At 35.8% G+C, this 25,362-nt stretch carries 14 protein-coding genes; 2 read left to right on the top strand and 12 right to left on the bottom strand.

Annotation, left to right across the window (positions count from 1 at the left end; genetic code table 11):
• Positions 1-16 precede the first annotated feature (16 nt).
• On the bottom strand, positions 17-3,172 hold the full coding sequence (locus AABK36_RS20570) for an efflux RND transporter permease subunit (RefSeq protein ID WP_309940570.1): 3,156 nt from the start codon (positions 3,170-3,172) through the stop codon (positions 17-19).
• Between the two features lie 2 nt (positions 3,173-3,174).
• The gene (locus AABK36_RS20565) at positions 3,175-4,353 is read right to left on the bottom strand and encodes an efflux RND transporter periplasmic adaptor subunit (protein WP_309940571.1); all 1,179 of its coding nucleotides are present in this window, start codon (positions 4,351-4,353) and stop codon (positions 3,175-3,177) included.
• Positions 4,354-4,475: 122 nt separating this feature from the next.
• Between AABK36_RS20565 and AABK36_RS20560 the strand changes: the two genes are divergently transcribed.
• On the top strand, positions 4,476-4,943 hold the full coding sequence (locus AABK36_RS20560) for a GNAT family N-acetyltransferase (RefSeq protein ID WP_309940572.1): 468 nt from the start codon (positions 4,476-4,478) through the stop codon (positions 4,941-4,943).
• Positions 4,944-4,982: 39 nt separating this feature from the next.
• On the opposite strand, the gene AABK36_RS20555 is transcribed toward AABK36_RS20560, so the two are convergent.
• The 7 genes from AABK36_RS20555 to AABK36_RS20525 form a co-directional block, all read right to left on the bottom strand.
• On the bottom strand, positions 4,983-7,511 hold the full coding sequence (locus tag AABK36_RS20555; protein ID WP_309940574.1) for a glycogen/starch/alpha-glucan phosphorylase: 2,529 nt from the start codon (positions 7,509-7,511) through the stop codon (positions 4,983-4,985).
• Positions 7,512-7,798: 287 nt separating this feature from the next.
• On the bottom strand, positions 7,799-8,854 hold the full coding sequence (locus AABK36_RS20550) for an aldose epimerase family protein (RefSeq protein ID WP_309940576.1): 1,056 nt from the start codon (positions 8,852-8,854) through the stop codon (positions 7,799-7,801).
• Positions 8,855-8,872: 18 nt separating this feature from the next.
• Positions 8,873-9,916: a UDP-glucose--hexose-1-phosphate uridylyltransferase gene (locus AABK36_RS20545; protein WP_309940578.1), complete on the bottom strand. Its 1,044-nt coding sequence runs from the start codon at positions 9,914-9,916 to the stop codon at positions 8,873-8,875.
• A 101-nt stretch (positions 9,917-10,017) separates the two neighbouring features.
• Positions 10,018-11,184: a galactokinase gene (gene galK / locus AABK36_RS20540; RefSeq protein WP_309940579.1), complete on the bottom strand. Its 1,167-nt coding sequence runs from the start codon at positions 11,182-11,184 to the stop codon at positions 10,018-10,020.
• Between the two features lie 174 nt (positions 11,185-11,358).
• Positions 11,359-15,441 (bottom strand): zinc-dependent metalloprotease, encoded by a 4,083-nt coding sequence (locus AABK36_RS20535; protein ID WP_309940582.1) that lies wholly within the window; start codon positions 15,439-15,441, stop codon positions 11,359-11,361.
• A 282-nt stretch (positions 15,442-15,723) separates the two neighbouring features.
• Entirely contained in the window at positions 15,724-18,093 is a 2,370-nt protein-coding gene (locus AABK36_RS20530) for a zinc-dependent metalloprotease (protein ID WP_309940584.1), read from the bottom strand.
• Positions 18,094-18,339: 246 nt separating this feature from the next.
• Entirely contained in the window at positions 18,340-20,664 is a 2,325-nt protein-coding gene (locus AABK36_RS20525) for a zinc-dependent metalloprotease (protein ID WP_309940586.1), read from the bottom strand.
• A gap of 374 nt (positions 20,665-21,038) precedes the next feature.
• On the opposite strand from AABK36_RS20525, the gene AABK36_RS20520 reads away from it, so the two are divergent.
• Positions 21,039-22,031 carry a glycosyltransferase family 2 protein gene (locus tag AABK36_RS20520; RefSeq protein ID WP_309940588.1) on the top strand — a complete coding sequence of 331 codons (993 nt, stop codon included), beginning with the start codon at positions 21,039-21,041 and terminating at the stop codon, positions 22,029-22,031.
• Positions 22,032-22,037: 6 nt separating this feature from the next.
• On the opposite strand, the gene AABK36_RS20515 is transcribed toward AABK36_RS20520, so the two are convergent.
• From AABK36_RS20515 to AABK36_RS20505, 3 genes are all read right to left on the bottom strand, one after another.
• Positions 22,038-22,721: a DUF2490 domain-containing protein gene (locus AABK36_RS20515; RefSeq protein ID WP_309940589.1), complete on the bottom strand. Its 684-nt coding sequence runs from the start codon at positions 22,719-22,721 to the stop codon at positions 22,038-22,040.
• A gap of 84 nt (positions 22,722-22,805) precedes the next feature.
• Positions 22,806-24,305, bottom strand: coding sequence for a flavin monoamine oxidase family protein (locus AABK36_RS20510; RefSeq protein ID WP_309940590.1), 1,500 nt, complete (start codon positions 24,303-24,305; stop codon positions 22,806-22,808).
• Between the two features lie 45 nt (positions 24,306-24,350).
• Positions 24,351-25,268 carry a lysophospholipid acyltransferase family protein gene (locus AABK36_RS20505; RefSeq protein WP_309940591.1) on the bottom strand — a complete coding sequence of 306 codons (918 nt, stop codon included), beginning with the start codon at positions 25,266-25,268 and terminating at the stop codon, positions 24,351-24,353.
• Positions 25,269-25,362: the final 94 nt, after the last annotated feature.

The raw sequence follows: 25,362 nt of genomic DNA, 5'->3' as shown, positions 1-25,362 counted from the left end.
TATTCTTGCGATTGGTCTATTTTACCAATCGCTTTCTTTTGAATTTGAATACACGGCCCAAATAAATAAACATTACTGGATATATCAATAAACCAATGATACTAGCGAGCAACATTCCCCCCAGCAAAGCCATACCCATGACTTTTCTAGCCTCAGCCCCCGCTCCCGTAGCGAACACCAACGGAATCACCCCGAAAATAAATGAAACGGAAGTCATGACAATAGGGCGAAACCTCAACTTTGAAGAACTGAATGCGGCTTCTTTCAAACTCTTGCCCTCTTCATAAATAACCTTTGCATACTCAACAATAAGTATCGCATTTTTAGCCGCTAAGGCGATTAACAATACAAAAGAGATCTGAGCAAAAGTATTATTCTCATAACTAGTGTCGATATATCTAAAAACCTCCAAAAACCCCAAAGCTCCCAATAAAGCGATAGGTGTTCCAAACAATATTATCAAAGGCATAGACCAACTTTCATACAATCCCGCCAGAATCATAAACACAAAAAACAAGCATAATAAAAATATATAAATTTCAGATGAACCTGCCTCCTTTTGCTGATAAGAAAGTCCATTCCAGGCATAGCCCATTCCTTCTGGCAGTACTTCCGCAGCAACTTCTTCTATTGTCTTAAGCGCTTGTCCCGATGTGAAGCCCGGAGCAGAAGTTCCTGTCACCTGAGCAGAACGGTGCAAATTGAACCGATTTGTATACTCTGGACCTGAAATACTCTTTAAATTGACCAAAGTTGAAATCGGCACCCTTGTATCGTTTCTTCCATTCACATAATAAAACTCCAAGGCCTCTTCATCCATCCTGAAATCTCTTTTTGCCTGTATATATGCTTTGTAAACCTTCCCAAACCTATTAAAATCATTTACATAAGTTCCCCCTAAAAATGCTCCTATCGTTGCGTACACATCTTGTAGACTCACCCCAAACTTGAGAACCTTTGATATGTCAGGAGAAAGGTACTTCTGAGGGACATCCGATTGAAAAGTTGTAAACGCATTTGTTATCTCTTTTCTATTATTAAGCTCATCAATAAACTTCTCTACTTGTTCTGATAAATATTGAGGAGAATGATCGGTCAAATCCTGTATCATAACGCTAAAACCTGCATTAGTTCCCAAACCTCTGATTGGAGGAGGGCCAAAGGCAAAAACTTCTGCAGCTACAATTCCATATCTAAACTTTTGATTCAATGTTTCTACTATTTCCTTTGCAGTCCTTGATCTTTTTGACCAATCTGTCAATGTCACAAAGACAAAACCCGTATTTGGGGCTGTGCCTCCTGTCAATAGGCTAAATCCATTCACCGTAGTGATTTTATCCACATCTTCATCCTTCCTCAATATCTCAGCAACATGCTTCATTACATTTGAAGTTCTTACCAAAGATGCTGCGTTTGGAAGTTGAATATTAACAAAAAGATATCCTTGATCTTCATCAGGCAAAAACCCGCGAGGAACTTTATCCAAAAGCAATGCATTCAAAGCTACGAATAGCAAAGTCGCCAAAAATGCCCTAATAGGCTTTACGCTTAATTTTTCAACTAAAGCCAAATAGCCATTTTTTTGCCTCTCGAACAATTTATTGAACCACACAAAAAATTTAGTCTTGGAAAGCTTTTCGTCATTATTACCCAATAACATAGTACATAAGGCAGGACTTAAAGTCAATGCATTAACGGATGAAAGGGAAACTGAAGCGGCAATAGTAATCGCAAACTGTTGATATAGCCTTCCGCTAATTCCACCTATAAAGGCTACTGGTACAAAAACACCAATAATCACTAAAGTAGTTGCGATTACAGGCGGTGTTACCATTTTCATTGCTTCATAGACCGCTATATGAATGTTCATCCCCGATTCCAGATTCCTTCTTACAGCTTCCACCACAACTATTGTGTCATCAACCACTATTCCAATGGCTAAAACAAGCCCTAATAAAGTCAACGTATTTATAGAAAAGCCTAATAATGGAAAAAAAATAAATGTCCCTATCAACGATACAGGTATAGTGATAGCAGGAATAAGTGTCGCTCTCCAATTTTGCAGAAAAATAAAAACCACTAAAATAACAAGAAACACAACTACACCCAATGTTTCAATTATCTCCTTTATTGCTGCCGTAATTGGAGTTGTCGAATCGAGAGAATAACTATACACTATTCCTTCAGGAAATTTTTTCGAAAGCATCTCCAAGGCATTGTATACTTGATTTTTTATATCCAATGCATTTGATCCGGGCCTTTGATAAATTGCAATGACGCCACACTGCTTGCCATTATATTGACTATTGGAACTATAAGTCTCCACTCCTAATTCAACATCCGCAATATCTTTGATTTGCACCAAACTTCCACTAGAATCCACTTTCACAATTATTTCTCCAAATTCTTCCTCTGTTTTAAGTCGCTCTGGCAAACGGACAGTATATGTAAACTCTATATCGCTATAACTTGGCTCAGCGCCAAATTTTCCTCCAGGTGAAATCACATTTTGCGTTTGCAACGCATTTGACACATCAGGCACAGTAATCCCTAATTTAGCCATCAGATCCGGTTTCAACCACACCCTCATGCTATATTCACCAGAACCAAATACCTTGATATCTCCTATTCCTTCGATTCGGGACAATTCATCAACAATATTGATCTTAGCATAATTTGTTAAAAACTCTTGATTGAACCGATCATCATCTGATGTTAATGATACTAACATCAATATATTCGGCTGAGATTTTCGAGTAGTGATTCCATACAGTTTCACAGGGTCAGGAACTCTGGGCGTGGCTGTCGCAACTCTATTTTGAGTCAGTATAGTATTCAGGTCAGGATTACTGCCTACTTTAAATGTAACTTGGATTTTGACTGTTCCATCACTAGAATTTGTAGACATCAAATAGAGCATATCTTCCACCCCATTGATTTGCTGTTCTATAGGATTCGCTACTGAATTTTCAATGCTAACTGCACTAGCACCAATATATGTTGCTCCTACCTCGACAACCGGAGGAGTCAAATCAGGGTATTGGTCTATTGTCAAAGTAAACATTGAAATCACACCTAAAACAACCATTAATATGGCTATCACAAAAGCTAAAATAGGTCTTTGCGAAAAAAAATGGACTTTATCAATTTGAACATTTTCATTATCTGCCATGCTCAATTTTTTCGATAATAACTTATATTATATTTCACTTTAGGTCTAATCTTTTGCAGTCCCTCCCTTACTACAACATCCCCTTTTTCTAATCCTTCAGTAATCAACCAATCAGTACCAAAAGTCTTTCCAACCTCGACCCATTTTTGGGAAAATGTGCTGTCTTTTTGCATAATGTAGACATAAAACTTGCCTTGCATCTCAGTCACAGATCTTTGCGGGACAAATAAACCTTTTTCCACTTTACCCACCTCTACATTCACCTTCGCAAACATACCTGACCTAAGCACAAATTCAGGATTTTCAAATGATGCTTGTATTAATATTGTTCCTGTCTCATTGCTTACATTGTTATTCATAAAGTCAATCTTTCCGAAAAAACTATACAAACTGTCATTAGACAGCTTTAACTTGACCTTATTTGCTCCTAATTTTTTATCTTTTCCCCCAGAAATCACTGATAGATAATCTGTTTCAGGCATGTAAAACTGTACTAATGCCGTATCTACCTGAGAAAGGTAATTCAAGATAACAGGGTCAGGCGAAGAACCAACAAAAGCGCCTTTCTTAGCATATGTAACTCCTATCAAACCATCTACAGGCGCTCTTACATGCGTATAGCTATACTCAATTTTTGACAACTCCAAATTTGCATCTGCAATTACCTCACTTGCCAAAGCGGACTCATATTGCGCTGTCCTTGTATCTAAATCCAACTCGCTAACCGCATTAATACCTGCCAATGGTCTATATCTTTCAAATTCTTTTTTAGTCAAGACAGAATTAACTTCTGCATTTGCTAATTGTCCTTCTCTCAACTTTACACTTTGCATGTACGGCTGAGGTTCAATCACATATAGCAAGTCTCCAGCCTTTACATATTGCCCTTCTTCAAAATAGAAATCTTGTAAAAAACCCTCAACTCTTGCTCGAATCGGTATCTCCCTATAGCCAATTATTTCCCCCACATACTCTTTGATGATTGACTTTGTAGCTTCATCTACTTCAACAACTTGTATTTTTATAGACTCTTGCTCTTCAGTCTTTTGTTTATGCTTGCAACTATGAAAAGATAAAAGAGCAAAAATCGATAACATCACTTGAAAGCTATTCATTTCATATGACCCTAATATATATGAATAGCAGTATTTCACCATTTCATCCAAAGTATTTAAATGCATATTTTAAAAAGAATAATCACAAAAATATGTTCTAAAAAATAGATAAATACTTTTATAAAATTTTAACCAATTACTATAAATAACAATGCTTAGTATTAGAGGTTAGCTAATTAAAGAAGATCATGGAAAATCAAAATATCAAACTAGCTCGCCCTGAAGAATATGAAATCATTGGGAACTTCTCCCATAAATTGGAATCCGAGCTTTGGCCTGAAATTTCAGTGGCTCTGCATTTAAGTCACTTTAACAATACTGCGAAAAAACTATTAACTGACAAAGATCGTTTTTGGGCTTATATTGCTTATTTAGACACTCAAGCTATAGGAATGATCTGTATAAATGAGTGCGCGGCAATCTATGCAGGAGGGTATTTTGGTGAAATCACAGATTTTTATATTATTCCTGAACACCGAAACAAAGGAATAGGAAAACTTCTACTAGACAAGGCCATTGAGCTCGCAAATCTCAAAGAGTGGACAATCATAGAGGTTGGATCACCAGATGCTCACAAAAGCCCAGGAGCCACTAATTTTTATTTAAAACATGGATTTATAAATATAGGGCCCCGATTAGAAATGGAATTGGAGTAAGTAAAAAAAGCTGGAATAATCCAGCTTTTTTTTAATCAATTAATGCAATGTATCTTTTATATTTATTTCTACAGCGTCAGCTTTCCAAATATCCCTTAAGTATTCCCTAACAGTCCTGTCTGAAGAGAATTTGCCCATTCTTGCTGTATTCAATATTGAAGCTTTAGCCCAAGCGTCGCTCTGAGACCAAAGTTGTTCAGCCTCTTCTTGTGCTCTGACATAATCAGTGAAGTCAGCCATCACCATATACTCATCATAATACAAAAGATGATCTGTCAAAGGCCTGAATAGATCCCTCTCATTTGGAGAAAAGTAACCATGATTGATCATATCTATTGCTTTTCTTAGTGATTCATTCTCCTGATAATAGGTATAAGGATTGTAACCGCTTTCTTTCAAGCTTTTTACCTCATCAGCCTTCAAGCCAAACAAAAAGAAATTATCACTGCCAACTTCCTCTCTTATTTCAATATTCGCCCCATCGTAAGTACCAACTGTTAAAGCTCCGTTTACCGAAAACTTCATATTGCCTGTTCCTGAAGCTTCTTTCCCAGCTGTTGAAATCTGTTCAGATAAGTCCGCTGCTGGATATATCCATTGACTATTTCTTACATTATAATTAGGTATAAATACCACTTTAATCAAATCATTAATTGATGAGTCATTATTAATAACCTCAGCAACGCTGTTAATCAATTTAATGATTAATTTGGCCATGCGATATCCAGGAGCCGCTTTACCTCCAAAGATAAACGTTCTCGGAACATAGCTTTCATTTGGATTATCTTTAATCTTGCGATATAACGAAATGATATGCAAGACCTTCAAGTGCTGTCTTTTATACTCATGAATCCTCTTCACTAGAATATCAAACATCGAGTTAGGGTCAACCTTAACCCTTTGCTGTTCAAAAATTCGCTGAGCCAGATCGTTCTTTATTTCTTTTTTAACTGCTTTCCACTTATTAACAAAATCTTGATTTTCAGCAAATGGCTCCAAACTTTTAAGTTGATCCAAGTCTTTTTCCCAACCTGTGCCAATAGTATCATCCAATAATTGAGTTAACCTATTGTTAATCAACATCAACCATCTTCTTGGCGCTATTCCATTTGTCTTATTGTTGAATTTCTCTGGAAAAATTGAATAAAAATCTTTTAATGTGTAAGACTTCAATAATTCCGTTTGCAAGTTCGCCACACCATTTATTGAAAAGCTTCCCGCACAAGCCAAGTTCGCCATTCTTACATACTTCTCTCCTGTCTCATCTATCAACGACAAAGTGCGTATGATTTCTTGATGATTTGGAAAATGCTCTCTTGCCAAATTCAAGAATTTATAGTTAATATCATATATGATTTCCATGTGCCTAGGCAGTATTTGCCCCAGCAAGCCTACAGGCCACTTTTCCAATGCTTCCGGCAACAATGTATGCTGAGTGTATCCAAAAGTTTTCTGAGTGATATGCCAAGCTTCATCCCAAGCGACTCCTTGTTCATCTACTAATATTCTCATCAACTCAGGAATAGCGATCGTAGGGTGAGTATCATTTAATTGAACGACAAACTTCTCATGAAAATCAAGTATGTTACCACCTGACTCTAAAAAGAAATTCACACAATCTTGCAAGGCGCATGACACGAAAAAGTACTGTTGCTTCAATCTTAGTATTTTCCCCTCAATTGACTCATCATTCGGATATAGAACCTTAGTAATATTTTCAGAACTAACCTTTTTATCCACAGCACCATAATAATCCCCGACATTGAATGATTGAAAGTTGAATGAATCGATTGCCTCAGCTTTCCACAACCTTAGAGTATTCACTGTATTAACTTTATACCCCGGCACAAATACATCATATGGTATACCTTTTATTTCCTCGGAAGGTATCCAATTGACTTTTTCGTTGCCTGACTCATCTTTCACACGCTGTGTGCTTCCACCAAATTTTATCTCAACAGCTCTATCAAACTGCTGAATCTCCCAAGGGAAACCAAATTGAAGCCATTTATCAGTTTCCTCTATTTGCCAGCCATTGCTAAACGACTGTCTAAATAAACCGAATTCATACCTTATTCCATAACCAATTGCAGGCACCTCCAAAGAAGAAAGCCCATCCAAATACGAAGCGGCTACATTTCCTAAACCTCCATTTGCCAAGCCCGGCTCTACCTCTGCATCCAATACGCTTTGCAAATCAATTCCAAGGTCATTCATAGCCTTCTCCACTACTTCCCTTACGCCTAAATTCACTATATTATGACCTAGTTGGGGACCCATCAAATATTCTGCGGATAGATAGATCACAACTCTTGTGTCTTTTTCCATGGTCGCTTTTTTATAGGTATGCAACCATCTTTGAACCAGTCTATCTCTGATAGTCATTGCCAATGCCTGATATATATCTTGATCAGTCGCTTGATCCGGATAAGTGCCTCTGTTAAAAAACAGATAGTCCAAAAAGCCATCCTTGATGGCTTCAAGAGTCAAACCAATTCTATCATCATGCTGCTTAAGGAAATTGTGCGTAATCTGATGTAGAAAGTTTTGATGGAGGAAATTTTTCATAATAGCCTTTGATATATTGTCTAAATTCAATCAGGATTTATTCAAGTCGAAAAAGAAATTAACTTTCAATTTACCGATGCAAAAAAATCATTATTGAAAATTGCAACTAGCTGAATAGCAAGAAATAATCATGCTAAAAAAAACTTCGCAATGAGAAATATTTGTTATGAAAAATTGATCTTAGCTATTTAACGAATTATAATTCATGCTTGATGCAGTGAACAAGTAAATTCTACAATAAAAAAAGGGGCCATTTTGACCCCTTTGCTATTGATTAAACTTTATAACTAAATACTATCGACTTTAAATACTATAAACTCTTCATATTTATCATCAGGACTCAAAACTGGTGAAGTGAAATCACCCACATTGATCGCATTGGGAAAATATTGGCACTCCAAACAAAAACCATCTTGATTCTCATAAGGCTTTCCTTCTTTCCCTATTATATCTTGTTTCAAGAAATTTCCTGTATAAAGATGCAAGCCTGGCTGAGAAGACTTCACAGTCAATCGTCTTCCGCTTCTGGGATCAATTGCTTGAACTCTTATTTCTTCATCTTCATCCAATGCAAAATTATGATCATATCCATTCGCAATTTTCAACTGATCGTTCTCATCTTGATTCCAATCAGCTTTCAGGGTTTTGAAAGTTGTAAAATCAAAAGGTGAAGACTTTACAGGCATCATTTCTCCAGTTGGAATCATATTCTCATCAACTGGTGTAAAACAACTCGCTGAAATCTTCAATTCATGATTCAAAACCGATGATTTGCATCCTCCTGTCAGATTAAAATAGGAATGGTTTGTCAAATTACACAATGTTAGCTCATCTGTGAACCCTCGATAATCAATTCTAAGCTCATTGTTGTCATTCAACGTATACTGAACACTAATATCTAAATTACCAGGGTAGCCATTTTCATTGCTGACAGATCTAAGAGTAAACTTCACCGAGTTTTCATCACAAACTTCAGATCCCCATACTCTTTTATTAAATGCATCAATTCCTCCATGAAGGTGATTAGGCCCATTATTGATCGGCAAATTAAACTCCTTGCCTGCCAATTCAAACTTCCCTTCGGCAATTCTATTGCAATTTCTTCCTACCGTTGATCCTATATAGCATTCATCTTTCTCATAGGCTTCAATATTATCAAAACCAAGAACGATATCCTCTATATTTCCGTCACGATCAGGACACATAAAACTAACCAATGTTGCGCCATAATTAGTCAAGACAGCTTCCACTCCTTTTGAATTTTTCAGGTGAAAAAGACTAACTTCTTGGCAAGCTTGGGTTTTTCCAAATGGCTCTACAATTACACTCTTTGTTTCAATCATACTTTCAAGTCTAAAAAATTATATACTAAAATGTTTTTCAGGCAAATCTCGAAGTTTTTTCGCGGCAAACTCAGCAGTAATATCTCTTTGTGGATTTGCCAACATCTCATAACCTACCATGAATTTTTTAACTGTTGCAGACCTAAGCAATGGAGGCATGAATGTCATATGCATATGCCAGCCATCATTTTCATTGCCATCTGTCGGCGCTTGATGAATGCCTGCCGAATAAGGAAAAGACGTTTCAAAAAGATTATCATAAGCGATCGTCAATTTCTTGATTATTTCAGCATATGAATCGCGCTCTTCCAATGACAAATGCCCAATGTGCTTTACATGTCTTTTACTCACAATCATCGCCTCATATGGCCAAACTGCCCAAAAAGGAACTAAAGCAACAAAATGTTCATTCTCGAATATTATTCTCTCTCGCTTCTTTAGTTCAATTTCTAGATAATCCTCTAATATACTCTTTCCATGTTCCTCATAGTAAGCATTCATATTAGCTGTTTTCTTGGCAGGAATATCCGGGATACTGCTTTGAGCCCAAATTTGCCCATGCGGATGAGGGTTGCTGCATCCCATGATTTCACCTTTATTTTCAAAGATCTGGACATAATTGATAAAATCCTTTTCGGCCAATGCCAAATATTCTTCCACCCATAAATCCACAACTTTCCTAATATCACTAACCTCCATCAAAGGCAAAGTCAAAGAATGATCAGGTGAAAAAACTATGACTTTTGCCAATCCCTTTTCGCTTTTGGCAACCAACAAATTCTTCTTGTTATATCCTCCTTCCGGCGTATCTTCCAACAATGCGGCGAAATCATTATTGAACACAAAAGTATCTGAATACTCTGGATTAATTTGGCCACCAGCTCGTTCATTACCAGGGCATAAGTAACATTTTGGATCGTAGCTTGGCTTTTTCTCCAATTCAAGTTTCTCAACCTTACCTTGCCAAGGTCTTTTCGTTCTGTGAGGCGACACCAACACCCATTCACCAGTCAATATATTCAATCTCCTATGCGGATGATCTTCAAAATTAAATTCTGACATTTTTATTATTATTTTACCCTGTGTTATTCTACCACCCAAAATATGAGTCGTAATTAAATTAAAAAATAAGCCCGCACGAATCATGCAGGCTATCAATTATATTATTTCGCAATTTCCTTTTCAACTCTAGCACCTTGGCCTGTGACTACTTTGTAGTGTTTCAGGTTCTTGCCAAACTGTTTAAGATATATTGGCGTCACTTCTGCAACTAACTCATCAAGATGCTCATTTTTCACCAAATTGATAGTGCAGCCTCCAAAACCACCTCCCATCATTCTAGCTCCAAGCACATAATCCTTTTCAACAGTTTGCTCTACCAAGAAATCTAATTCTGGACAGCTAACTTCATATTCATTTTGCAAACCATAATGCGAACCATACATTTCCTTGCCAAATGATTTCAAATCTCCACTTTGCAAATCCGCGCACCCCCTTACAAGACGGCCGTTTTCCTCTATCACATATTTACATCTCTTGTATGTCAATTCATCTAACTCTGAACTGTGCTCTTCCAACATTTGCAAAGTCACATCTCTTAGATTTTTGATCGAAGGATAATGTTTCTTCAAGGTTTCCACGCCCGATTCGCATTGCTCTCTACGAGTATTATATTCAGATGAAGCCAAAGAATGTTTTACTTGCGTATCCAATAACAATAGACTGTAACCTTCAATATTCAAAGGAAAGTACTCATATTCCAAACTTCTGCAATCAAGCCTTACAGCATATCCTTCTTTACCAAATATACTGGCAAATTGATCCATAATACCGCATTTCACACCAGCATAATTATGCTCGGCAAGTTGAGATACCTTCGCTAACTCTTCCTTATTTAATCCTCCCTCAAATATGTCATTCAAGCCAGTCGCCAAAGCACACTCCAAAGCTGCTGAAGATGACAAGCCTGCTCCTAATGGCACATCGCCACCAAAGACACAGTCAAAACCTTGCACATCAACTCCTTTATTTTTCAATTCCGCAACAACGCCTATCACATAATTGCACCAATTCTGATCAATCTTTTCCAAAGTTTCCATTGAAAAAGCCGCTTTTCTTTTCAAATCAAAAGAATAAACGTTGCAGTTATTGCTATCGTTTTTTGCTATAGCAAACATTATCTCTTTATCTATTGCCGCAGGCAATACAAAGCCATCATTGTAATCCGTATGCTCTCCAATCAAATTCACACGACCCGGCGATCTTGATATCACTGGAGTATTTTCATAAAGCTCAATAAATTTCTCGCTTATAATTTTATCATTAACCATAGTAAAAAGCTTATAATTTTAATTCAAAAAAAAATTTAACAACAATGAGATTTAATGAAATGTCTCGCTGTAAACATGTATAAATTTAACGAAAATAAACGAATATCTTCAAACTTTGGGATAAAAAAAGGGTCGCAAATTGCGACCCTTTCATTTTTATATAATATTTATGAATTACTTCACCAATACTTTTCTAACAACTTTTCCAACAGCTGTATCAATATGAACAAGATAAACACCTGCATGTCTTCCGCTAAGATCAATTGCGTTATTACCTTCTGTCGAAGCAACAACTTCACCAATCACATTATAAACAACGATAGATCTCACCTCAGCTCTAGAGCTCTTCACATTAATTACTCCGTTAGTAGGATTTGGATAAACGCTCACATTAGCACTTAGTTCATCCACTCCTAATGGAATGTCCGTTACTGTGATTGATCTAACTACATCAGCAGCAGGATTATAATCATTATTACCAGCTTGTGAAGCAGTTACATCAGCAGTACCAACTCCTACAATTACCAACTCACCATTTTCAATTCTTACAACAGATTCATCAGAACTAGTGTAAGTAACATCCAATCCAGATGTAGCAGTCGCTGTCAAAGCAATATTTGCATCACCAACATTTGCTGTTGATTGAAGGTCAAATGTAATTGTTTGATCTTGAACTTCAGATTCTTCAGCTATAGTAAGTGGTGCATTAGGTTTTGTATAATAAGCACCTTCTTCAAATGTCCAAGTATTTGCATCAGCCGAAAAACTAACTTTTACCCAACCATAATGAACTCTATCATTAATATTCAACTTAACACCCATATATCTTGAACTTCCTAACCATTCTGAGCCTGTAGAGCCATTCTGAGTAAAATACACTTCATCGCCATTTCCATCCCAATCAGCAGGTTTAAAATTAGATTCCGGTCCTACTACATCACCTATCTCTAATGGGTCTACGTAATATGGAGAGTTATTATTTCTTACAACAATTTCATCTCCATAAGATTCTAATCTTGCATAGTTGTTTCCTTTAACGATTCCATACAACACGGCTCTATCAAATAGATACCACGAAGCCCAGTTATCATCATCACTACCCCATCCAAAATCAAGATAAATTACTTCAAATTCACCAACTATTTCGATAGAAATGGTTCCAATATTTGATCCAGCTACTTCAGAAGCCATTTTTCCTTCAAATGCAGCATCTTTGAAGTTAATTGAAAAACCATCGATTACATCACCAACATTTACACTAGTCAAGTCTGTAACCATTGCTTTTACAACTACCCTTGTATCAGATACTTTTTCTAATTCAAGAGATACCCCATCTTGCAAACCATTAACATCATAATGAGTGCCTTCAACTAGTTTACCTGTAATTCCAGAATTAAATTCTGCAGCTACAAGATCTATATTGCTTTCAGTAGAATTATAAGAATTTGCTGAAACTCCAACTTGAATAAAATCTCTATCAACCTCAACAGCAGCTTCAATCAAACCTGTAATCACTGACTGATTAGGTCTAGTATGGTACGCATAATCTATAACCGTTATTGTCTCTAGATCATTATCGATATTGATTCTCACCCATCCATAATGCGTATTCCCTCTATTTTCAAATCTCAAACCAGCGAACATTGTTTTACCAGCCCACTCAGTATGATTTATAGGCGCTCTGTTATTAGGAGCTCTCAAATCTTTATAAAGAGTATGGTAATAATATCCTTCAGCAGCTGGCAAACCTGTTTGATTTGAAATAATCCAATTATTACCAGAGTTCAATTGAGGGTCATCACCCACTTCAACACCTGCGTCTAGCATTGAAACTAAAGTATAATATCCATCAGCTGCTGTTCCAGGCTGATTTGTACCCCACATTGCTGTTCCTTCAGGCAAATATAACTCCAATAACCCTTCTTCAGCCCAAATCGCAAATGACGATTTATTATTGTTTGGATCAAATTGGAAAGGCACATCAGCTTCAACAGAGTTATTTGTAAAAATCGCCGGATCTGGTTTAGTATATACCAAACGGTACTCATCAATATATAATACTGAAAGATTTTGATCTGTCGCAGCAATTTCTTCAGTAGTTAACGAAGCAAAAGCAGCATCCTTGAATGATATAACAATACCTTCAATTGAATTTACAGCCTCATGACTATTAGTAGATCCTACCAAAGTAGCTTCCACCGTTGTGCTAGAAGTCGCTGTAAGCTTCAAAGTATAACCTGCTGGTATATTTTCTGAAGTATAATCAACACCTTCAACTAGGTCTCCAGATGACTTTGCAAATTCTGTTTCCGTAACAGTAAAAGTTATTGGATCCAAAGTTCCATCATTTGTAGTCATATTCTCATTAAAAGCATCGCTTGAAGCTACAACTTTAGTACCTACAAATCCAGTAACAATATTACCATTTGGCTTATTATAATACGCAACTTCAGTTACAGTTACATTTGTGCCATCACCTGAAACATTTATTTTAATCCAACCAAAATATCTTTCACCTTGATTAACAAATGAAATCCCGGCAAATCTTGTTTTGCCAGCCCACACTTCGTGTTTTCCTGCCTTATATATAGAGTGGTATCTATAATTATTTGTGTTCATGTTAGAATAAAGCCACTCAATACTTAAGTCTGTATTTGCAGAAGGACCAACTGTAACTCCAGCATCCAAAGCTTCAACATAAGTCAATGTGTTTACTCCAGATGTTCCAGGCTCAATAGTTCCTAAGATTTGTCTATCTTCTCCCATTGAACAACCTAATTCCAATAATCCATCCTCAGCCCATGTATAAAAGTCAGATGTTGCTTTTAAGTTTTCATCAATATAAAATGTCTTGTCAGCAGCGTCAGCAGGTATATTTGACAATGATGGGTTCAATACTCTATGAATAACTTGATATTCATCTCTATATTGAATCAAAATATTCTTCTTAGACTTGTAAAGTAAGTTATTGCTTAAGTTAAAAGCAGGTGCCAAGAATTCAATATCAAAATCAGTATTATCCACAAACTCATGGCTTGAAACAGACCCATTCAAGTTAACCGATACAGTAGTGTTGTTTACAACCGTAACTACAGCAGACAACCCACTAGGCAAGTTTGCAACTTGATAATCCACACCTTCTACTAAATCAGTTCCAGCGGATTTAGCAAATTGCATTTGTTGAACGCCTTGCGAGCTAAATATTGAAAGATTAAGTCCACTTTCTGCATCAAAAGACCCATCATTATCCGTTCCTTCTTTGATATAAAGTTTATCTATATTAAGAGCATAATCTCCTCCATCCAATGTCTCCAATACATTTTGATCTGTCCAAAGTGTTCTACGAGCGTCTGAATGCAATGCATTAATCATACGTGAAACCTGTCCCTGCGTGAACATCTTATAACAGTCTACATTATAATCCATGTAGTTTTCACCATTGATTAATTCACCCGCACAGTTTGTTCCATTACAACCCCATCCAGAACCAGTAGGAGGAGTATCATCCACACCATCATCTCCATCTATACAAGGCGATGTTGAATAACCATCAAATGTATGAGGCAAATTCAAAAAGTGTCCTATCTCATGAGTAAAAACTGAAGAAAACTCTTTCCCAGTATTATTCGCTAAATAAGCTCCATTATAAACAATACGAGCCACATTTCTTGCAGTCATATCATCACTTGGATACCAAGCAACTCCAGAGTTTGTAGTTGAGCCATCAGCATATAAATCATTTTGAATATAAACGTTTACATACTTTGTATTGTCCCATGCATCAGCAGCAATCTGGTCGTCATACCCAGTACCATTACCATATCCGCTTTTCGCAGCATATCTTACAATACCATTCGTTGGATTTCCATTTTCATCAAACTTTGCCAATTCAAAACTTACATCCAATGTAGCTTTAATAGGATCAAAATTTGGATCAATTGTATTGAAATCGTCATTATTCCCATTGAAGTCCTCATTAGCTCTTCTTATTGCTTCTTCAACAATAGCATCAGATACAGAGTATCCATTAAAATTAGTCCCATAAACGTGGAATACTACAGGAATACGATAAGTGTCAGGTGCTTGAATTCTTGAATTTGCCGGGACTGAAGACCCATCAGTACCCACCAATTTATTTGCATGCGAGGTGGCGCACTTAATCTCAGGGAATTGATTGTCTACTTTTCCCTTTTGGGCGAACAATGTCGATAACGACATCGTGGCAAGCGTACCCAATAACAGTAGCCTTTTCTTCATCTTGATTATATTTAGTTATAGTTTGTTATAGTATTTATACGCTTAAAAATATAAAAACGCATATTACAATATAACTAAATATTAATATAAAAAAAATATTAATAGACAATAAAAAATACAAAAAACAACAATCAATAATTTAATACAGACCTTTGATAATAAAAAACCATCAAAACCAAAGTAGACCTATAATACCTTAATAAGAACTATTATTTATTATGAGTTAAAAAAGTTTATTCATATAAAATAGAATGGCGCTCTTTCAAGCACCATTCTTGTCATTTATTTTATCATTATTTTTTCTACAGACACACCACTGTCAGTAACAATAACCACATTATAAATACCTTTTTGTCTATCAAGATTTACCGTGATAGATTTAGAATTAAATGTGTCGCGACTAATCAATCTACCAGAAATATCATATATTTTAACTTCCAATATTGAGTTTAGTGCTTCAATATTAAATTTCCCATTATTAGGATTCGGATAAAGCTTTAAACCTAGCATATTGCTAATACTCAATACGGTATTATTATCCTCAACTTTAACAGTTTGGCTGACTGAAGCAGCAGGGTTCCATAAGTTATTGTCTCCGGCTTGAGAAGCAGTCAGCACAGCCTCTCCTTCCCCCACAACAACAACTTCATTTCCATTTATTATTTTCAAAACATCAGGATCACTGCTTGTGAAAATAACTTGCAAGCCTGAAGTTGACTCAGCATTCAAATCAAAGTTATCAGAATTAACATCTAAAGGTGATTGCACGTCATCAAAAGTTATTGTTTGATCTTGAGCAACAATATCAGTTTCACCAGCTCCTATTGGAGCATTAGGAATATTATTAATCGCAAAATCTAAAATTTCAACGGTATTTCCACTCGCATCTACTTTAAGTTTTGCCCAACCAAAATGAACAAATCTGTTTATTCTTACTCTAAAACCAACATAACCAGTCTGACCAGCCCAAACGGTATGAAGCCTATCATATAAATAATATAGATCAGTATCTTCAGGATAGTTCCAAACAGAATTAGGTCCGATATAATCTCCATCCTCCAATACTAATACATTAAATTCCTCATCAGAAATCGCACCTGCTCCATATGTTTCAAGCATAAATGCATTCCCATTACCATTCCACCATACACCATGTCCCCAATTCGGATTATCTTGATCTCTATTTGGGCCAACATCCATTTGAGGGTGAAAAAACCATTTTCTAAATGTATTTCCTGTAGTTTTTTGCACCAAGCCCTCAGCTTGAGTTTCATTATCTCCTAAATAAATATCTGTTCTGTACAGAATATCAAACGGATCCTCAAAATCAATTCTCATTGTGTGCGTTTTACCAAGTACCTGATCACCTGAATTAGCAAACACATTGGAGTTTAATGTTATTTGAACATCTACGTCATTTGCATTGGCATGATTTTTAGCTTGACCAGATATATTCAAAACAGCCGCGTTATTAGAATTTACTGACAAAGTACTTACATACCCCTCCGGTAGATTTGAAATCGTATAATCAACACCCTCTTCTAATATAGATCCTACTGAAGCGAATTCAGCATTATGAAGTTCTATTGTGAAATTCTCATATGCCAATGTTCCATCATTTGAGCTATAATTCTCTTGAACAAAGTTTCGTTCAAATGCTACTGATTTAACATTTTTCTCTAGAGTTTCCTGAACATTTTGATCAGTCCATAATGTTCTTCTATAATTATGGTTCAATGCAGCCAACATTCTATTCACTTGCCCCTGTGTGAACATTTTATAACAATCCACATTGTAATCCATATAATTCTCACCATTCGTAGGCTCATTAAAACAGTTTAATGCGTCTCTACAACCTAATGAACCTGTTGTTGGCGGTGTATCCGCAACCAAATCTCCTTGCGTAGTAGAATTTTGTCCAACACACCCGCCATTAAAAGTATGTCTTAAATCTAGCCAATGCCCAAACTCATGAGTAAATACTGAAGCAAACTCTTTGTCGGTATTTGCGCCTAAATATGAGCCATTATAGACAACCCTTTCAATGCCAATATTACCATTTCCTGCAGTCCCAGGATACCATGCTACACCAGATGCAAACATAAACCCATCGGCATACATGTCATTTTGAATATAAATATTCATATACTTGTAGTTATCCCATGAGTCTTGGCGAATCTCATCATCACTCCATGTTCCGCCATAGCCTTCTTTTACAGGATAAAATACAACTCCAGAAGTCGGGTTACCATTTTCATCATATTTAGCTAGTTCAAATGAAATATCAATAGTAGCTTTCCTCCCATTAAACAATGGATCAATTTCATTAAAATCATCATTCAACCCTTGAAAATCTTTGCTGGCTTCAGCCAATGCGTCAACTATAAGCTTTCTATCTAGCTTATTGTGATTAAACGTTGATCCGTAAACATGCACTACAACAGGAATTCGATAAGTAGAAGCCTTAATTCTTCTTTGTCCCGACTCGACTTCCTTCCTAAAATTCTCATGGTATTCAATATTTGCCTCAATTTGTTCTTGAGTCAATTGAGGTTCTCTACAATCCAAATGAGGATGATTGTCTTCCTGAGCCATCGAGATGCCTGTTGACAACAAGCCAGCGGCTAGCAAACTTAGTAGTTTTGATTTCATGTGCTTTGACTTTAGTGTAAAAAAGAATTAATATCTAAACAGATATTTTTTCTATAATTTATAAATTAAAATATAATAAATACAAATAAATGTATTTTATTATAAATCTCTTACACTTAAAAGATAATATAAAATCAAAATCATTTGAAAAAAGAAAAATTAATACATAAAAAAAACAGCAAAGAAATAACTTTGCTGCTTAAACAAATTGTCAAATGATTTCCCACTTGTCAATCTTAAAACAAACTATCTAACTATAATCTTATTAACTGATGTTCCTGTAGCTGATACGATCACTACATTATAAACTCCATTAATCGAAGAGCTTAAATCAATTTCAATCTTGCTTGAAGCATTATTTATCTCTTTAATTACCCTACCTGCTAAATCAACAACTTTCACACTTAAAATTTCCTCTGAAGCTCTTACTGTGAAAACACCTGAATTTGGATTCGGATAAACTGACAATCCTAAAACCTGTGGTGTTCCTAATATGCTTTCTTGCTCAACAGTGATTGTTTGAGTAACAGAAGTAGCAGCTTCCCAAGTATCATCTCCAGCTTGAGATGCCGTAATTGTAGCTTGGCCAACTCCAACAATCTCCAATTGATTTCCATTAACACGCAATACATTAGGGTTGCTACTCGTGAAAGTCACTGTCAATCCAGAAGTAGCTGTAGCATTCATTGCAACATTAGCACCACCTACTAGCAAAGGAGAATCAATCGGATCAAAAGTAATAGTTTGTTCAGCTAACGTTACTTCCGTAATTCCAGCTTTGATCTTTGTATTAGGCTTAGTGTAATATGCGTAATCCACAATATTAAATGTAGTTCCTCCGCCATTTACACTCAATTGAATCCAACCATAATATCTTTCTCCATTCATGCCGAACTCTACTCCAATGTACTTAGTTTGACCTCTCCATGCAGTGTAAGTCGTTGAATTAATAACGTGATAATCATTCGAATCCCAAGCACCGCCGTTTTTCCAACCTGCAGTATTTGGCCCGATATCATCATTGTAATTTAAAAGCTTTACATTAGCCGTGTTTTGATTAGCTACAGCTGGATTTCCATACGTTTCAAGGTGTAATACTCCTTGACCTGTCAACCAAAAACCAAAACCTTTATTATCCCCATTACCAGCATTACCTACAGGGCCATCTTCCATGCTACTATCAAAATAAAACTTATAAAAAGTGTTATTCGCATTCACAGTTTCATTCACTGCTGTATGTATTATCTTAAATGGATCCATAAAATCCAAAGCAACCGTCTGAGTTAGACCATGCACTTCTGCTGAAATGTCATAATTTGTCACAGCACTCTGAGCAAACTCTATTGTAAATTGCCCATTATCTGAAGCTTCATGACTTGCAGCATTTCCAGTAATATTAACAACTGCAGTTGTATTATTTGTAAGGTTAACCGAAATACCCAAACCTTGCGGCAAATTGCTAACAGTAAAATCTGTACCACTCACTAGATTTCCAGAATTTTTCACAAACTCCATATCTTGCAAGCTTACATTAATAGTAGGCTGAGCAAAGCTTCCATCATTAGAATTAGGCTCTTCAATTATTGTATTTACATCAAAACTTAGGGTCGGTCCTCCTACTAGTGTTGCTTGAACATTTTCATCAGTCCACAATGTTCTTCGAGAATCACTATTCAAAGCGTTAATCATTCTGCTAACCTGACCTTGTGTAAACATATAATAGCAATCCACATTATAATCCATGTAATTTTCGCCATTTGTCAGTTCACCAAAACAGTTCGTCGCATTTCTACAGCCCAAGCTACCAGATGTCGGTGGTGTATCAGCTACATAATCTCCAGCTGTCGTTCCTCCTGATACACAACCTCCAGAAAAAGTGTGAGCTAAATTTAAATAATGACCAAATTCATGAGTTAAAACAGAAGCAAATTCCTTATCTGTGTTTGAACCTAAATATGCACCATTATATACAACTCTCGCCAAGTTATTATCTGACATCCAATCATTTGGATACCAAGCTACACCAGAGTTATTTGTTGTTCCGTCATTATATAAATCATTCTGAATATAGACATTCATATACTTGTAATTGTCCCAAGCATCCGCTGCGATTTGAGCATCATACCCGTCACCATTACCATATCCACTCTTAGTAGGGTAATAAACTATACCTGTTGTGGGATTACCATCTTCATCAAACCTAGCTAGCTCAAATGTTATATCCATTTTATCCCTTCTATCTCGAAAATAAGGATCAACATCATTATAATCATCATTTAGCCCTTGGAAGTCATCGTTAGCACTTTTAAGTGCTCCTTTGATTATGTCATCATTAACGGTTCTGCCATTAAAAGATGTTCCATAAACGTGAAATACGACTGGGATTCTATATTTTGCAGCCTTCGCTCTAGCTGAAGTCGACTCAGGAACATTATATCCCCCATGCGCCTCTACAATTTGATTATTAAGCTCATCCACTTTACATCCATCCATGGATGGCCTATCTTGTGCTATCAAAGATCCGCCACCCAAAATCATCGCTGATACGATACTTAGTATTGTTTTCTTCATGTGCATTATTTTACTCTATATCACTATAATTGAAAACAGAAATTATTAATTCAAGCTTAACATGCAAAATTTAATTTCAAAAAATATAAAATAAAAAAAATATAATATCACAAATGAGCTATTTAAGATAATAATGTATTAATAAAATTATTAAAAAATTTTATTTCAATTAAAAATTCAAAAAAACAATCCAACTCGTCAAAATGATAAAAAGAAAAAATTATATCACTAGCCCCAAATATTTATATAAAAAATAAAAATACACACATATAATTGTTACAGATAATTTTAATCCTAACCAGATATGCATTTATGAAATTCTTAATAAGTTTTTAATAAATTTGCAATTCAATTATTGACAACCAAACTTCCGCATGCACTTAATATCCATAGTCATTCCATTCTACCAACCCAAAGCAAAATTCAACACTTGCATAAAAAGCATTTTAAATCAAACTGAAAAAAACTTTGAACTCATTCTTGTGAATAACAATGCCGATCAAGCAAGCCGTCAAATCGCAAATAAATTCGCAAAAGAAGACTCAAGAATAAAAATCATCGAAGAAAAAAGACAAGGTGTGGTTTATGCATCAAATCGAGGCATGGCAGAAGCAAAAGGCGAATTCCTAGTCAGAATGGATGCTGATGACATTATGGATATCAATCGGCTCAAAATTCAAAAAGAATACTTATTAACAAACAAGCATTGCGATGTGGTATCTTCAAAAATCAAATTTGAAGGAAATATTGAAGCAGAAGGATTCAAACAGTATGTTGATTGGCTTAATAATATCACAAGCTATGAAGATATTTTACTTAATCAATTCATCGAATCTCCAATCGTCAATCCAAGCGTAATGATACGCCGGCATGTACCAGAAAGTCATGGTTGGTATCTGGACGGTGACTTTCCTGAAGACTATGAGCTTTGGCTAAGATGGCTAAGCAATGGAGTCATCATAGAAAAAACTCCTCAAACTTTGCATCATTGGGTTGATTCTGAAGAACGGTTAACACGTACTGATGACCGCTATTCTATAGATTCATTTTTCAAAATCAAATCCAAATACCTCGCGAATCATTTAAAATCAAAAAACATAAACTCTGTCTGTATCTGGGGAGCAGGAAGAAAAAGCAGGCAAAGGCTCAATATGCTAACTGACCATGGGATAACTGTTAAATCTTTTATTGATTTTAAATCAAAAGAAATAAACGGAATACCCTGCTACAATTACAACTCGGCAGACTATGCTCAACTCCCGTTTATATTGAGTTATGTCTCTAATAGAGGAAAAAGAAATGAAATTAGAGCTTTTCTAAAAACTAAAGGCAAAATTGAAGGCAAAGATTTTCTATGCGTAGGTTGATCAAATCTATTTAATGATATAAACTGCCTTGAATTGGGAAACCACAGACTTATCTTTGACCAATTCATTTTCATACTTGGAGATATTGCTCAAAACTCTAAGGTTGAAATTGAACTGCAATTTTTCATTGCACAAATATTCCAAACCCATTTGATAGCGTGCTTGATCATGCCAAAGTTTATTGTTTTTACCCAGGTCATACAACAGCTCAAATCCAACCGGCATCCTAAGCGCCTGCACTCCATTAGGATTCCAAAGATCAAATTTTGAAGACAAGCCGTATCTCAACCTTACGTTAAAATCAAAACTATCTCCCTCAAAATAAAACCTTTCCTCTACTCTTGGATTGTGCTTGATCACAAAATTATTATTAATCTTTGTATCTACTGTAAATCCTTGCCAAGGCCTAACTTCTACTCTATCATCAAGAACTCCATAATACTCAACAAATTTCACACCTCCTTCTCCAGTCCAAACATCATTGAAAGAGTATCTCATAGAAGCATAAAAGTGAGATCGCCAAGCATATTCATCAAAATAATACCTGCTTCCCAACAAACCACTTACAGACAATTTGTCACTGACAGGTTTCCTTCCAACAAGGTCCATCCATATCTGTGTATTCGATTGAGCTGTCGAATATATAGTAATAACAAACTGTAGAATCAATATTAATCCTAATCTTCTCACTCCACTTTAGCCTTTATTCACTTAAAGGTATAAAATGGATGGACTCTTCATTATCCAAATTAGTCGTTTCCCTATCCGAAAATGTTACTTTCTCAAAAGTTCACAACATGTATCCAAAGCAGAGTAAATAGCCCCTTGCATCCACCCTCTAAAAGGAGACAAATGTTCTCCAGCAAAAAACAACCTACCTTCGGGAGATTTCGCTACTGGAAAAACAGAAGAGACTTCTCTTGGATTATGGGTTGCGAATGCCCCAGAAGACCATTTATATTGATCCCATACCATACTAGCGCTAGGCTCGTCAACATCTATAAAATCTCCAATATTTGGATGTATCCTTTTAATCTTATCCACAACAATGTTTGTTCTGTCTTTCAATGGAAACGAAGCCAACCTTCTTGCTGACTCTTCCCATGTATAACTAGCTAGCAATACTCCTGGGCCTTTGCTAATCATACTGCTTTTATAACTGGCATTATCAGAAGGGTAATATAGTTGTCTGTATATCAGATCTGAAAAGCTTGCCCCTCCAAAAATCTCATCTTCTGATTCCCAAAACCTTTTCTTGCAATTCAATAACAACTTAGTTGATGAGTGATATCCCATATTATAAATCGCTTCTTTCTTCTCTTGAGAAATGTTCCCATTCAAATGAATTCCTCTAAGCACAGAAAATGGAACTGTGCAAACCACTTGATCAAAATTTCTTTGATAAAGCTTGCCATTTTTTTTCAGAATAAGCTGAACAGAATCCTCTCTATTATTTATTGCTGTAACTTCAGTATTGAAATAAATCTTGTCTTTTAATTGTTTCCCATCTGGCAAAACCTGCATGCTCAACAATAAAGGAAGCATCGAGGTACCTCCAACAATTTCTTCCAGCCCATTGAATGCATCCAAAATGTCATCAACGACAAAATTGATCATATTCTTATGCCAATAATCATTCATGCTGATATAAGAGCCTATCAATTTAATCGCATCGTCGCTGAGTCCTTCTTGATGCATATGCTCCAAAAATGACATTTTATCCAAATAAGAAACAGCGTCTTTTTGAGCATTCAAATCAAATACATGCCGTATATCTTCTTCCGACAATTGCTCCAACAATCTTTTGACTGAATGATAATATATAGCTCCGATACCATCTGTTTCAATGAGTTTTTTCTCTACAGGGTTTAGGGAAAGATTTGAGAATATTTTTTCATAACTGTCTTTGATGCTACTTACAGTACCAAACAAGTCCAGCTTGTTGTTTTGATTTTTATCCTCAATGATAAAAGGTCTCATTTTCAGACCTAATCGATTAATATAATGTCTGGTATAATCATGGGACTTAGGCACTCTCATAGCACCCAACTCTCCATATTGTCCATTTGAAAAATGGTGAGTAAAGACTCTTCCTCCAAGCCTGCCAGAACCTTCCAAAACGCAAACTTCATGACCTAAGTTCCCCAATTCGTAGGCAGTCACTAATCCAGCAATTCCAGCGCCAATAATTAAAATAGTCTTCTTTTGGTCGGAAGAATTGGCTTCTTTTATTTGAGCCAATTTTTCTTCTATACTCGCATAGGGTTGTTCCATTATTCAAATATTAATCTTTGATACCATCTTATAGCTATTCAAAAATCATTCACATGCGAATTCAGTCTCCTCGATTTCTACTAATTTTTTACCTTCTGGCATCAATTTCTTCCATCTATTATGTGTCCAAAGCCATTGTTCAGGATGCTCTTTAATACAATCCTCCAAATGTTTGGCATACAAAGCAGTCAATTGGCCCGACTTATATTCTTTTGGATTTTCTGTAATCAATTTTAATCGCATCTCATAATAGCCTTTTTTCACTCTAAGCATATCGAAAAATATAACGGGATGATTGTACCTTCTCGCCTGCATTTCAAAACCATGCACAAAACCTGTTGGTTTATTAAAAAAATTCACCCAAAAGGCTTTTTGAGGACGTACTGGTGATTGATCGGATATAAGTATATAAGCGACAGGTTTTTCTCGTTGTTTAGTTAATCCATCTTTAGCATCATCGCTTGGACACATCTCCGTTCCCCATTGAGCTCGAACCTTTCTAAAATCCTCATCAATATATTTGTTGCTCATTCTTTTATATAATATCACAGGAAGTGATGACAGCCATTTGCTAATGCATAATGCACCCCATTCCCAATTACCCTGATGAGAGCTAACCATCACTACGCTTCTACCCTCATCCAAAATCCTATTTGCGACTTCCGGATTAACCACTTTAAACCTTTCCATAATTTCTTCATACGACAATGAAGGCCCTTTCATACTTTCTATGAAAATGTCACTCATGCTTTGATAAAATTTACTTGAAACTTCCTTCCTCTCCTCATCGCTCATTTCTGGAAAAGAAGAACTTAAATGATTTGTCACCATTTTTTTTCTATACCGAAGTATTTTGCTTAGAAAGAAATTCAGAACACTCGAGAAAAAATAGATTAAATACATGGGCATTTTTCCTAACAGCCACATTGTCAATTGGTAAATTCGGTAGATTAGTTTTTCCATATTTTTTTAAAGAATAAATGTAAACATATCAAAAACCATACTAGGTTTTCAAAAAACTAAAAACACTGGAAATAATTTCATGTTTCTTTGAAAA

Origin of the sequence: Aureibacter tunicatorum (assembly GCF_036492635.1) — a bacterium.
Lineage (GTDB): Bacteria > Bacteroidota > Bacteroidia > Cytophagales > Cyclobacteriaceae > Aureibacter > Aureibacter tunicatorum.
The sequence above is the reverse complement of the archived record's forward strand: the minus strand, read 5'-3'. Positions and strand labels throughout refer to the sequence as shown.